Annotated in this window: 12 protein-coding genes; 3 read left to right on the top strand and 9 right to left on the bottom strand. The window is 61.1% G+C overall.

Annotation, left to right across the window (positions count from 1 at the left end; genetic code table 11):
- The first annotated feature begins 154 nt into the window (after positions 1-154).
- Positions 155-2,167, top strand: coding sequence for a bifunctional tRNA (5-methylaminomethyl-2-thiouridine)(34)-methyltransferase MnmD/FAD-dependent 5-carboxymethylaminomethyl-2-thiouridine(34) oxidoreductase MnmC (gene mnmC, locus AFK63_RS04410; RefSeq protein WP_038861503.1), 2,013 nt, complete (start codon positions 155-157; stop codon positions 2,165-2,167).
- Between the two features lie 176 nt (positions 2,168-2,343).
- Positions 2,344-2,502 (top strand): hypothetical protein, encoded by a 159-nt coding sequence (locus AFK63_RS21595; RefSeq protein ID WP_236613095.1) that lies wholly within the window; start codon positions 2,344-2,346, stop codon positions 2,500-2,502.
- Here AFK63_RS21595 and AFK63_RS04405 read toward each other — a convergent pair.
- The 6 genes from AFK63_RS04405 to prmB form a co-directional block, all read right to left on the bottom strand.
- Positions 2,495-2,773, bottom strand: a complete 279-nt coding sequence (locus tag AFK63_RS04405) for a YfcL family protein (protein ID WP_007715625.1) — start codon at positions 2,771-2,773, stop codon at positions 2,495-2,497. The genes AFK63_RS21595 and AFK63_RS04405 overlap by 8 nt on opposite strands.
- A 28-nt stretch (positions 2,774-2,801) precedes the next feature.
- Positions 2,802-3,347 carry an elongation factor P hydroxylase gene (locus AFK63_RS04400; protein ID WP_038861500.1) on the bottom strand — a complete coding sequence of 182 codons (546 nt, stop codon included), beginning with the start codon at positions 3,345-3,347 and terminating at the stop codon, positions 2,802-2,804.
- Positions 3,347-4,144 carry a sulfite exporter TauE/SafE family protein gene (locus AFK63_RS04395; protein ID WP_038861498.1) on the bottom strand — a complete coding sequence of 266 codons (798 nt, stop codon included), beginning with the start codon at positions 4,142-4,144 and terminating at the stop codon, positions 3,347-3,349. Before AFK63_RS04395 ends, AFK63_RS04400 begins: the two co-directional genes overlap by 1 nt.
- Before the next feature lie 18 nt (positions 4,145-4,162).
- Positions 4,163-4,987: a penicillin-insensitive murein endopeptidase gene (gene mepA / locus AFK63_RS04390; protein ID WP_038861492.1), complete on the bottom strand. Its 825-nt coding sequence runs from the start codon at positions 4,985-4,987 to the stop codon at positions 4,163-4,165.
- A 4-nt stretch (positions 4,988-4,991) separates the two neighbouring features.
- On the bottom strand, positions 4,992-6,077 hold the full coding sequence (aroC, locus tag AFK63_RS04385) for a chorismate synthase (RefSeq protein ID WP_038861490.1): 1,086 nt from the start codon (positions 6,075-6,077) through the stop codon (positions 4,992-4,994).
- A 64-nt stretch (positions 6,078-6,141) separates the two neighbouring features.
- Positions 6,142-7,074: a 50S ribosomal protein L3 N(5)-glutamine methyltransferase gene (gene prmB / locus AFK63_RS04380; RefSeq protein ID WP_007750650.1), complete on the bottom strand. Its 933-nt coding sequence runs from the start codon at positions 7,072-7,074 to the stop codon at positions 6,142-6,144.
- 161 nt (positions 7,075-7,235) lie between these two features.
- On the opposite strand from prmB, the gene smrB reads away from it, so the two are divergent.
- Positions 7,236-7,787 carry an endonuclease SmrB gene (gene smrB / locus AFK63_RS04375; protein WP_038861484.1) on the top strand — a complete coding sequence of 184 codons (552 nt, stop codon included), beginning with the start codon at positions 7,236-7,238 and terminating at the stop codon, positions 7,785-7,787.
- Between the two features lie 94 nt (positions 7,788-7,881).
- On the opposite strand, the gene sixA is transcribed toward smrB, so the two are convergent.
- From sixA to fadI, 3 genes are all read right to left on the bottom strand, one after another.
- Positions 7,882-8,370, bottom strand: coding sequence for a phosphohistidine phosphatase SixA (sixA, locus tag AFK63_RS04370; protein WP_038861482.1), 489 nt, complete (start codon positions 8,368-8,370; stop codon positions 7,882-7,884).
- Between the two features lie 205 nt (positions 8,371-8,575).
- On the bottom strand, positions 8,576-10,729 hold the full coding sequence (gene fadJ / locus AFK63_RS04365) for a fatty acid oxidation complex subunit alpha FadJ (RefSeq protein WP_038861481.1): 2,154 nt from the start codon (positions 10,727-10,729) through the stop codon (positions 8,576-8,578).
- Positions 10,729-12,039, bottom strand: a complete 1,311-nt coding sequence (gene fadI / locus AFK63_RS04360; RefSeq protein WP_038861480.1) for an acetyl-CoA C-acyltransferase FadI — start codon at positions 12,037-12,039, stop codon at positions 10,729-10,731. The genes fadJ and fadI overlap by 1 nt, the downstream gene beginning before the upstream one ends.
- Positions 12,040-12,056 lie beyond the last annotated feature (17 nt).

Raw genomic sequence — 12,056 nt, 5'->3', positions numbered from 1 at the left:
AATACCTCTTCGAGTACGCTAAGTAAGTGTCGTGTCGCAAGATAGCGTACAGTTGTACGCCGAACAAGTCCGATCAGCCAGATTGGCAAGAAATTTGCGATGTCCGACCGGGCTCGCTAAGATCGTGCGACTGCCTGTCATTCGAGCAATTTACGTGAAACCTATCGCCATACAGCCTGCCAGCCTGACGTTTAATAATGAGGGTACACCTGTTTCCCGAGATTTTGATGACGTTTATTTTTCCAATGACGACGGTCTGGAAGAGACCCGCTATGTCTTTCTGAACGGCAATCAGCTCCCGGAACGTTTTATGACACACCCGCGTGACAGCTTTATTGTCGCCGAGAGCGGCTTTGGCACCGGACTCAATTTCCTGACGCTCTGGCAGGCGTTTGCGGCGTTTCGCGCGGCGCATCCGGACGCTGCGCTACAGCGCCTGCATTTCATCAGTTTTGAGAAATTTCCGCTGACGCTCGCCGATTTACAAAGCGCGCACGCTCACTGGCCGGAGCTCGCCCCGTGGGCGGAGCCGCTACAGGCCCAGTGGCCGCTGGCGCTGCCGGGCTGTCAGCGGCTGGTGCTGGATGGCGGACGCGTCACGCTTGATTTATGGCTTGGCGATATTAACGAACTGGTCGATACGCTCGATGACTCCCATAACCGTCAGGTGGACGCCTGGTTCCTGGATGGCTTCGCGCCGTCGAAAAACCCGGATATGTGGACGCCCGGCCTGTTTGCCGCGATGGCGCGCCTTGCCCGTCCCGGCGGTACGCTCGCCACTTTTACCTCAGCGGGTTTTGTGCGCCGCGGGCTGATTGAAGCCGGTTTTCAGGTAGTGAAGCGCAAAGGGTTCGGGCGCAAGCGGGAAATGCTGGTTGGCACGCTTAGTCATGATGCCGCGCCCCCTGCCCGCGCGCCCTGGTATGCGCGCCGCCCGGCGAGCGGGGATAAAGACGCGGCGATTGTCGGCGGCGGTATCGCAAGCGCCCTGCTGGCCCTCGCGTTGCAGACGCGCGGCTGGCAGGTGACGCTCTACTGTCAGGACGACGCGCCCGCAAAGGGGGCCTCCGGCAACCGCCAGGGCGCGCTCTATCCTTTATTAAGCCATCACGACGCCGCGCTGGCCGTCTTTTTCCCGGCGGCGTTTACCTTTGCGCGCAGGCTGTACGACGCGTTGCCGGTGGATTTTGATAAAGACTGGTGCGGCGTGACGCAACTGGGCTGGGATGAAAAGAGCCAGACGAAAATCAGCCAGATGCTCGAACCCGGCCTGCCAGAAGCGCTGGCGCGCGCCGTTGACCGCGACGAAGTCGCCGCGCGCTGCGGCGTGGAGACCGGCTGCGGCGGCATTGAATACCCGCAGGGCGGCTGGCTCTGCCCGGCGCAGCTCACCGCCGGCGTGCTGGCGCTCGCGCAGGCGCGCGGCCTGCGGGTGCATTACGGGCATACGGTCAGCGCGCTACGCCAGGACAACGGCGGCTGGCAGCTCACTTTCGCCCACGGCGCGCAGGCGCGTCACGCCACGCTCGCGCTGGCAAGCGGTCATCAGCTCAGCGCGTTTTCGCAAACCGAAAAATTGCCGGTCTACTCCGTCGGCGGCCAGGTGAGCCATATCCCGACCACGCCGGGCCTCGGCGCGCTGCGCCAGGTATTGTGCTACGACGGCTACCTGACGCCGCAAAACCCGGCTTACGGCATGCATTGCATCGGCGCGAGTTATCACCGCGGCGTGAGCGAGATGCGCTATCAGGAGGAAGACCAGCAGCACAACCGCCAGCGGCTTCTCGACTGCCTGCCGCAGGCGCAGTGGGCGCATGAAGTGGACGTGAGCGCAGGTGATGCGCGTTGCGCAGTGCGCTGCGCCACACGCGACCACCTGCCAATGGTCGGCAACGCGCCCGACTATGCCGCCACGCTCAGCGTATACGCCGACCTCTCCCGGCACGCTGACGCGCCAGACGCCGTCCCCCTCGCCCCGGCACTGGAAAATCTGTTTGTGCTTGGCGCGCTCGGCTCGCGTGGGCTGTGCAGCGCGCCGCTGGCGGCGGAAATTTTAGCCTCGCAAATGAGCGGCGAACCGCTGCCGCTGGATGGCGCGACGCTTGCGGCGCTCAACCCTAACCGGCTGTGGATACGTAAACTGCTGAAAGGCCGCGCCGCTGGCTAAACGCGCTGCGTACGCTTATGGCTGCGCTCCGCCATTCGGTGGAAACAGGGCGTGAAACCGCCGAAGCGCTCTGCGCGTAGCGAACAGCAGTCAGCCGCGCTAATCAAGACTACAGCCAGCACAGAGCAGCAGCGCGACATTGAGCAGATAAGTCTGGCGATTGCGGAGCTTGTAAAGTGGCGCAGAGCAACGCGTCGATGACGCAGACGGGGCCGGTGGATGTGATGTCGGAACAGGTCACCCGGCTGAACGCGGGTGTTTCACCCGCAGGCGCAGGCGCCATAAGTTTACAGCCTGCGCGCCGTCACGACGCGCAGGCCATCAGGCTCAGTTGAGCTTCGCCTGCTGGAACAGATTGTCCCACATTCCCAGCACCAGCGCCTGATCGCGCGGCGAGAGTTCGCCCGCGTGGATGGCGGTTTCCAGGCTGTTTGTTACCTTCGTATACACGGCCTGCGGCGAGTGATCGTCGCCGTGCTCCAGCGCCGCGACGGCAAGGGTCAGGTGTCCGCGCAGATAGCCGCTGGCGAACAGTTCGTCATCGCTCGCGTGCTCTACCATCTCATCAATCAGCGCCAGAATACGTGCTTCAAATTCGGCAATCATCGTTTTTCCTCTGTTAATAACATGGCGATTAGCACAAGTCTTCCGGCCATGGGAACTGTTGCGCCGCAAGCGGCGGCGTCTGGTAATAATCCTGTAACGCGGCGATAAAGCGCGCCGGACGCTCGGGAATACCGTCTTTCAGATACTGCATTACCTGCGCATGCACACGGCGCTGAAACGCGATGCGATCCGGGTCGACGTCGCCGTTGAGGTTGTCGCAGCTGACGTTAAACGGAAAGCCCGCCGCCACGCAGAACAGCCACTCCAGCGCCTGGGGTTTGACTTCCACATCCTCGAACTTGCTCTGCGTCTGTGCATCGCGGCCGTCCGGGCAGTACCAATAGCCAAAGTCCACCAACTCGCGCCGCGCTTTACCAGCGATGCACCAGTGCGAAATCTCGTGCAGGGCGCTGGCGTAAAAGCCGTGGGCGAAGACCACGCGGTGGTACGGCGCCTCGTCATCGGCAGGAAGATAGATCGGTTCGTCATCGCCTTTAATCAGACGGGTATTAAAATCGCCGGCGAAGCAGCCGTCGAAAAGCGTTATTAATTCCTGATAGTGGTGTTCACGCATTACGCCATCCCCAGCCAGCGGAGGATCTCCTGACCGTGGCTGTCAAATAACAATTTGGCGCTCATGACCGCCGAGACGATAACAATCATCGGGCGGATCAGGCGCTGTCCTTTACTTAATACCAGGCGCGAGCCCAGGCGCGCGCCGAGAAACTGCCCGGCCAGCATTACGAAACCGGTGCCCCAGATAACCTTGCCGCCGATGATAAACAGCAGCAGCCCGCCGACGTTGGAGGTGGCGTTGAGCACCTTGGCGTGGGCGGTGGATTTGGCAAGGTTAAAGCCCGCGAGCGTGACGAACGCCAGCGCGTAAAACGAGCCCGCGCCGGGGCCGAAAAAGCCGTCATAAAAGCCGACGCAGCCGCCTGCCACCAGCGCAAACGGCAGGCCGTAGAGCCTGCGCTGGCGATCCTCTTCGCCAAGACGCGGCATCAGCAGGAAATAGAGCCCGATGGCGATCACCAGCACCGGCAGGATCTGGCGCAGAATATCGGACTGCACATGCTGCACCAGCAGCGCGCCGCTGGTGGAGCCGATAAACGTCATCAGGATATTGAGTTTCTGGTCGCGAAGGCTGACCACGCCGCGACGGATAAAATAGAGCGAGGCGGAGAGCGAACCGCCGCATGCCTGGAGTTTATTGGTCGCCAGCGCCTGGGCGGGCGACATGCCTGCCGCCAGTAGCGCCGGCACCGTTAAAAGCCCGCCGCCGCCCGCCAGGGCGTCGATAAACCCCGCGAGCATCGCGACAAAAAAGAGCGCTGTCAGCAACAGCGGCGAAACCATAAACCAGTCCATCACGGCCATCCTTAGTTGTTAAAGCGCGTGTTCGTCCAGCAACGCCTGACATGACGGCGGCGGTGGCGGCGGCGTTTTCTTCTCTGCCTTGCCGCTGCCCGGCGCCGCAGGTTTAAACCAGCTTTGCAGCTCTTCGCCGCAACCGTCGCCCGGCGGCGGCGGCTCCTGCTCCACGCACTCCAGGCTGTCCGGCGGACAGCGCAGGCGCACATGCATATGGGCGCGATGCTGGAACCACGGGCGCACTTTACGCAGCCAGTCGCGATCCGGCCCGGCGTCCAGGCAGAGCTGCTGCTTGATAGCCGGGTTCACGAAAATACGCGTGACCTGATCATCGAGCGCGGCAAGCTTAATCAACCCGCCAATTTCCGGCTTCCAGAGCGACGGCACGACCGATTTCCCGTCGCGCGACACTAAATCGAGCGCCTGCGGGCGACGCAGTTGCGCCGCGCTCCAGCGCTGTTTCGGCAGTTGCAGGAAGATATCGACATCAAGGCCCGTCTGATGGCTGGCATGACCGCCGTTAAAACGACCGCCCGCCGGCATGCCCATATCGCCTATCAGCACCGTGCCGAGTTGCAACTCGTTCACCTGGTTACTGAGACGCTCAATAAAGCGCACCAGATCCGGGTGGCCAAAGTAGCGGCGCTGGTCAGTGCGCATTATCTGGTAATGCTCCGACTCCATCGGCAGCGGCTGGGCGCCGATGATGCAGCCATTGGAAAATGTGCCGATCGACTGAGCCGCGCCCGGGATCGGCTGGGTGATTTTCTGCCACGGCGTGGCGGCGCTTGCCGCGCTGCAAGCGAGCAGCGCCAGCAAGGCTAAGCAGAGTTTTTTCATGAGATTACCAGCGAGGAAGCGTAGTGGTAACGTCCGCGTTCTGACCGCGGTGGCGCAGCAGATGATCCATCAGCACGATCGCCAGCATCGCTTCGGCGATCGGCACCGCGCGGATGCCGACGCACGGATCGTGGCGGCCACGGGTGATCATCTCGACTTCATCGCCCGCACGGTTAACGGTACGCCCCGGCACCGTGATGCTGGAGGTCGGCTTCAGCGCGATATTGGCGACGATCTGCTGGCCGCTGCTGATGCCGCCGAGAATACCGCCCGCATGGTTGCTCTGAAATCCGTCTTTAGTGATTTCGTCGCGGTTTTCGCTGCCTTTGAGCGCGATAACGCCAAAACCTTCACCGATCTCAACGCCTTTGACGGCATTAATGCTCATCAGCGCATGGGCGATATCGGCATCCAGCCTGTCGAACACCGGTTCGCCGAGGCCCGGCGGCACATTATCGGCGACAACCGTTACTTTCGCGCCAATGGAGTCGCCCTCTTTTTTCAGCGCGCGCATCAGCTCGTCGAGCGCGTCATGTTTGTCCACGTCCGGCGAGAAGAACGGGTTCTGCTCCACCTGCGCCCAGTCTTTGATTTCCAGTGGAATATCGCCCATCTGGGTCAGGCAGGCGCGGATGACGATACCGAATTTCTGCGCCAGGTATTTTTTGGCGATCGCGCCTGCGGCGACGCGCATGGCGGTTTCGCGGGCGGAAGAGCGTCCGCCGCCGCGATAGTCGCGAACGCCATATTTCTGCTCGTAGGTGTAATCGGCGTGTCCCGGACGAAACACATCTTTAATAGCGCCGTAATCCTGGGAGCGTTGATCGGTGTTTTCAATCAGCAGGCCGATGCTGGTGCCGGTGGTCACGCCCTCAAATACGCCGGAGAGAATTTTCACCTGGTCCGGCTCGCGGCGCTGCGTGGTGTAACGGGAGGTGCCTGGGCGGCGGCGGTCAAGATCGTGCTGGAGGTCGGCTTCGCTTAACGCGATGCCCGGCGGTACGCCGTCAATAATGCAGCCGAGCGCCAGACCATGGGACTCGCCGAAAGTGGTGACGCGAAAGAGTTGTCCAAGAGTGTTGCCTGCCATCACGGCTCCGTTATCGTGTCGTTGTGGTGTTTTGCGTTATTCAGCGGGCCTGCGCCCGCCTGTTTTAATCTTTGTAGATGCTGAAGTGTTCGCGTGCGCTGATGAGCTGCGCTTTGGTCAGCATAAAGACGCCGTCGCCGCCGTTGTCGAATTCAAGCCAGGTGAACGGCACGTCCGGGTACTGCTCCATCAGATGTACCATGCTGTTACCGACTTCACAAATCAGAATACCGTTGTCGGTCAGGTAGTCCGGCGAGCAGGCGAGAATGCGGCGCGCGAGCTTCAGCCCGTCGCTGCCAGCCGCAAGGCCGAGTTCCGGCTCGTGGCGATATTCGTTCGGCAGGTCGGACATATCCTCTTCATCCACATACGGCGGATTGGTGACGATAATGTCGTACTGCACTTTCGGCAGATCACGGAAGAGATCCGAGCGGATCGGCGTGACGTGATGGATAAGCCCGTGCTCTTCGATATTGTGCTCGGTAACGGCCAGCGCGTCGCCGGAGATATCTACCGCGTCGACTTCCGCATTCGGGAAGGCGTACGCGCAGGCAATGGCGATACAGCCGCTGCCGGTACACATATCAAGGATATGCTGCGGTTCGTGGTCGATAAGCCCTGCGAAACGGTTATTGATAAGCTCGCCGATGGGCGAGCGCGGCACCAGCACGCGTTCGTCGACGTAAAATTCGTGACCGCAGAACCAGGCTTTATTGGTGAGATACGCCACCGGAATACGCTCGTTGACGCGGCGGATCACCCGTTCGACGATACGATGACGCTCGCTGGAGGTCAGACGCGCGGTGCGCATATCTTCCGGAATATCCAGCGGCAGGTAGAGCGACGGCAGTACCAGTTGCACCGCTTCATCCCAGGGGTTGTCCGTGCCGTGACCATACCAGATGCCCGCCGCGCTGAAACGGCTCACCGCCCAACGCAACATATCCTGAATGGTATGCAGTTCACTGACTGCCTCATCGACGAAAATTTTATCCACACTGCCCTCCGCATGACGCTCCGCGTTAAATTCGGCGGCTAGTTTGCCATGAAGGCGGCGATAAATCAGCAACCGGCGCGTCATCCCTGAAAAATGGCTTTTGTTTGGCGACGCGCCAATCTCGGGTAAACTGCCTGCGCAACGATAAAGAAGAGAAGAAGATGAAAAAGAAGCCATCGCTGAGTGAGGAAGAAAAGTCGCTGTTTCGCGCGCTGATGAGCGGAACGCGCGAGCTGAAACAGGACACCATCGTCCATCGCCCGGCGCGTAAAAAGCTGAGCGAGGTGCCGCCTAAGCGCCTGTTGCAGGAGCAGGTGGACGCCAGCCACTACTTTTCCGATGAGTTCCAGCCGCTTCTGAACAGCGACGGACCGATGCGCTACGTCCGCCCCGGCGTGGATCATTTCGAGCTGAAAAAACTGCGCCGCGGCGACTATTCGCCCGAGCTGTTTCTCGATCTCCACGGCTTAACCCAGATGCAGGCCAAGCAGGAACTGGGGGCGCTCATCGCCGCCTGTCGCCGCGAGCATGTCTTCTGCGCCTGCGTGATGCACGGCCACGGTAAACATATTCTGAAACAGCAGACGCCGCTGTGGCTGGCGCAGCATCCACATGTGATGGCCTTCCATCAGGCGCCGAAAGAGTATGGCGGCGACGCCGCGCTGCTGGTGCTGATTGAAGTTGAAGAGTGGCAGCCGCCCCAGTTGCCTTAAGCGCTGGCGCATTGCTCGCGTAAAAATGAAGACCGCAGAAACAGAAAGAGCCGCATTAGCGGCTCTTTTTCTTCTTACGGCTCTGTGGCAGGCGTTAAATCGCTTTCGCCATTTTGAGATTGCAGGGGCTCATCTGCCAGTTAAAAACGCCCTTGTCGTTATCGCCTTCAACCGTCACGCAGGCGATAGCGGAGGTCGAAAACATCGGCGGCGTTTCGCCAGGGCAAAGCTCCGCGACCAGATAACCGACCAGCGGCAGGTGAGAGATAACCATTACCGCGCGAACGCCGTCACGGGCCAGAACGTGGAGGTAGTCGCTCACCAGGCCGACATCCCCGCAAGGCGTAAGCTCCGGCAGGACTTCGGTTTTGACAGGCAGGCTCATGGCCTCTTTCACGACGTCCAGTGTCTGTTCGGCTCGCAGGAATGGGCTCACCAGAACACGTTCGATATCCACCTTTTGACCTTTTAACCAGGTCGCCATTTGACGGGATTCATCACAACCGCACGCGGTCAGAGGACGAACCGAATCACTGGCGGCATCGAGTGCTGCGTCGCCGTGACGCATGATAAAAACTTGCATATTGCACCGCTTTTGTTGACCAGAAGCGCCAGCGCAACCCCGAAAAAGCAACGCGCTTTTTACGGGTATCGACTGGCGGTCGGGCATTGTGCCTGATCCATACTTCGAATGAAACGCTGTTTTTTACCCTATTGACGTAAGTATAGTCAATCACTGTTTACAAATTAGCCAGCGCTACGTTTTCGAAGCCAGGAACTACGCTTTATCAGACCACGATGTCGGCCTGCGGGTTCCCCTCAGGCCAGAAAGTTTGCGCGGTCTGCGCCATGCGCAACAGCCTGTCGCACGGGGTAAAACGGTCGCCATAACGGGTGGAGAGACGGGTAAGCGTCGCTACCACCTGCGCTGCGCCGAGCGTGTCCATATAACGGAACGGGCCGCCCAGAAACGGCGGGAAACCGATGCCGAAAACGGCGCCGATATCGCCGTCACGCGCTGAGCGCACCACACCTTCATCCAGACACCGCACCGCCTCGTTCAGCATCATCATGACGCACCGCTCGGCAATCTCATCGCCGCTCAGTTTACCGCCCGGTTTAACGCCAATAAGCCCGTAAACCGCAGGGTCAACCTGTTTTTTGCTTTTACGCCCTTTTGCCGGATAAAGATAGAAACCGCGGCCATTTTTTCTGCCTTTGCGATCGTCGTTCAACATTGCTGCAACGGCTTCACCAGGCGCGCTGAAACGTGGCCCGTAAGCGCGCTCCAGCACTGGCATAATTTTGGTGCCGACATCAATCCCTACTTCATCCAGCAGTTGGATCGGGCCGACCGGAAAACCTTTCTTCACCAGCGCGTCGTCGATTTTCTCAATGCTCTCCCCTTCCATCAGGCAGCGCATCGCCTCATTTATGTAAGGCGCCAGGATGCGGTTGACGTAAAACCCGGCGCAGTCAGCCACCACGATCGGCGTTTTGCCCTGCTTTTTCGCAAGCTGCACGGTCGTGGCAATGGTTTCCGGGCTGGTGCCGGCATGGGGAATCACTTCCACCAGCGGCATTTTGTCGACCGGGCTGAAATAATGCAGACCGATGATTTGTGCCGGGCGGGCGGCCCCGGCCGCGATATCGCCGATTGGCAGCGACGAGGTATTAGAAGCGAAAATCGTGTGCGGCGCGGTGTTCGCCTCGATCTCCGCCACCATGTTCTGCTTCAGGGTTAACTCTTCGAAAACGGCTTCCACGACGATATCGCGCTGGTGGAACCCGCGATAATCGGTTCCGCCGGAGATCAGCGCCATCTGAGCGTCGCGCTCGCCGGCGCGCAGGTGACGGCGGCGCACTTTTTTCTCCAGCAGATCCCTGCTGTATTTCAGCGCGTGATTAATGCCCTTTTCGCTGATGTCTTTAATACGCACCGGCAAACGGGCTTTGGTAGCGGTCACATACGCAATCCCGCCGCCCATCAGCCCGCCGCCCAGCACGCCGACCGAATGCAGCGCGCGCGGCGCCACGCCGCTGCCGGTCTCTTTTTTAAGCTCAGTGGTGGCGAAAAAGAGGCCGCGCAGCGCCGCTGATTCCGGCGTCATCGCCAGTTCGCCAAAGGCGCGGGCTTCGGCCTGATAGCCGCTGGCGCTCCCCTGTTCAAGCCCGGTGCGCACCACATCGATAATGCGCTGCGCCGCCGGGTAGTTGCCCTGGGTTTTCTGATGCGTTTTCTGGCTGACCATACGAAACAGCAGCGCACGGCCAAGCGGGCCTGCGAGCACACGCTCGCGTACCGGCAAACGACGCGGCGCAGGGCGACTCTTTTTCGCCAGCGCCGCGGCGGCCTCCAGCAAAATGGTCTGCGGCACCACATCATCCACCAGCCCGGCTTTCTGCGCCTGACGCGGACGCAACTGTTTGCCCACGAGGATCATCTCAAGCGCGGCGCTGACGCCCACAAGGCGCGGCAGCCGCTGCGTGCCGCCGGAGCCCGGCAGCAGCCCTAACTGCACTTCCGGTAGCCCAAGCAGGGTTTTCGGGTCGTCGGTACAAATGCGGCTGTGGCAGGCGAGCGCCAGCTCAAGCCCGCCGCCGAGGCATGCGCCGTGAATAGCCGCGACCACATGCACCGGCAGCGCGCGGATCTCCGCCATGATCTGCTGGCCCTGACTCGCCAGCGCCTCGGCCTCCTGCGCGCTTTGGCAGTCGGCTATCATGTTGATATCCGCGCCCGCGATAAAGTTATCGGGCTTGGCGGAAATAAACACCACGCCCGCAAGATCGCGGTTTTCACGTAGCTGTTTTACGATGGCGCGCACGTCGCGGGCGAATGCCGCCTTGAGCGTGTTCATTTTTTCGCCCGGCACATCGATAGTGACTACCGCCACGTTGTCCGGGCGGATCTGTAAAGTAAATGCGGATGTCGATTCCATTATTCGGCCTCCAGTACCATTGCCGCGCCGAGTCCGCCTGCCGCGCAGGCGGTCACCAGCCCGAAACCGCCGCCGCGGCGACGCAGTTCATTGAGCGTCTGGGTTATCATCCGCGCGCCGGTGGCGGCGAACGGGTGCCCGTAAGCGATAGAGCCGCCGAGCACGTTAAATTTGCTGTCATCCACCTCGCCGGTCGCCTGGCTGCGGCCCAGCACTTCACGCGCGAAGCGGTCGCTTGCCAGCAGTTTGAGGTTGGTGAGCGTCTGCGAGGCGAACGCTTCATGCATGTCGAACAGCGTCAGATCGGCCATTGAAAGCCCGGCACGCTCCAGCGCCAGCGGCGTCGACCAGGCCGGGCCCAGCAGCATATCCTGCCAGACGTCAATGGCGGTAAAGGCGTAACTGCGCAGGTAGCCGAGCGGCGTAAGACCCAGCTCGCGGGCGCGAGATTCGGTCATCAGAATCACCGCCGCCGCGCCGTCAGTGAGTGGCGTGCTGTTGGCGGCCGTCACGGTGCCGTGCTTACGGTCAAACGCCGGGCGCAATTTAGCGTAATCGGCAAGCGACGACGTTTTACGGATATTGTTATCTTCACTGAGCGGCTCGCGGTACGGCGGCGTGTACGCCGTCATGACTTCATCACGCAGCTTGCCTTCGGCCCACGCCTGCGCCGCCAGCTGGTGTGAGCGGTGCGCCAGCGCGTCCTGCTGTTCGCGCGTGATGCCGTGCGTTTTCGCCATCTGCTCCGCGGTGTCGCCCATGCGCAGCCCGGTGGAGTATTCCGCTACAGCAGGCGGCACCGGCAGCAGGTCGCGCAGCCGCAGGCGCGAAAAGAGCTTCAGGCGCTGCCCGGCGGTGCGGGCTTTATTGGCATCCACCAGCGTGCGCGCGAGTTTTTTGCTCACGCCGATGGGCAACACGGAAGAGGAGTCGGCGCCGCCGGCGATCCCGGCGCGAATGGTGCCCGCCATCATGCTTTCGGCAACATTCGCCACCGCCTGGAAGCTGGTGGCGCAGGCGCGGCTGACGCTGTAGGCGTCGGTGCGCACGCTCATGCCAGTGCCAAGCACGATTTCACGCGCGATGTTAGGCGCCTCCGGCATTTGTACCACCTGGCCGAACACCAGTTGTTCAATGACTTCAGGCGGAATTTCGCTGCGGGCCAGCAGTTCGCCGACCACCATTTTACCGAGATCGACCGCCGGAACGCCGTGGTACGCCGTCGCCTGACGGGCGAAAGGGGTGCGCAACCCACTGACAATGGCAATACGATCCCCCTGCCGGGTGACCAGCGGTAGTGCCTGACTCATAACTTTCCCCTGTAAAA

The sequence above is a fragment of the Cronobacter muytjensii ATCC 51329 genome (assembly GCF_001277195.1).
Classification (GTDB): Bacteria; Pseudomonadota; Gammaproteobacteria; order Enterobacterales; family Enterobacteriaceae; genus Cronobacter; species Cronobacter muytjensii.
This window is presented reverse-complemented; position numbering and strand designations above follow the sequence as displayed.

Coding starts and splice junctions, on each gene's coding strand:
- AFK63_RS04405 (WP_007715625.1), bottom strand. CDS start 2,773: ATGATTGCCGAATTTGAAGCACGTATTCTGGCGCTGATTGATGAGATG.
- AFK63_RS04400 (WP_038861500.1), bottom strand. CDS start 3,347: ATGCGTGAACACCACTATCAGGAATTAATAACGCTTTTCGACGGCTGC.
- AFK63_RS04395 (WP_038861498.1), bottom strand. CDS start 4,144: ATGGACTGGTTTATGGTTTCGCCGCTGTTGCTGACAGCGCTCTTTTTT.
- mepA (WP_038861492.1), bottom strand. CDS start 4,987: ATGAAAAAACTCTGCTTAGCCTTGCTGGCGCTGCTCGCTTGCAGCGCG.
- aroC (WP_038861490.1), bottom strand. CDS start 6,077: ATGGCAGGCAACACTCTTGGACAACTCTTTCGCGTCACCACTTTCGGC.
- smrB (WP_038861484.1), top strand. CDS start 7,236: ATGAAAAAGAAGCCATCGCTGAGTGAGGAAGAAAAGTCGCTGTTTCGC.
- sixA (WP_038861482.1), bottom strand. CDS start 8,370: ATGCAAGTTTTTATCATGCGTCACGGCGACGCAGCACTCGATGCCGCC.
- fadJ (WP_038861481.1), bottom strand. CDS start 10,729: ATGGAATCGACATCCGCATTTACTTTACAGATCCGCCCGGACAACGTG.
- fadI (WP_038861480.1), bottom strand. CDS start 12,039: ATGAGTCAGGCACTACCGCTGGTCACCCGGCAGGGGGATCGTATTGCC.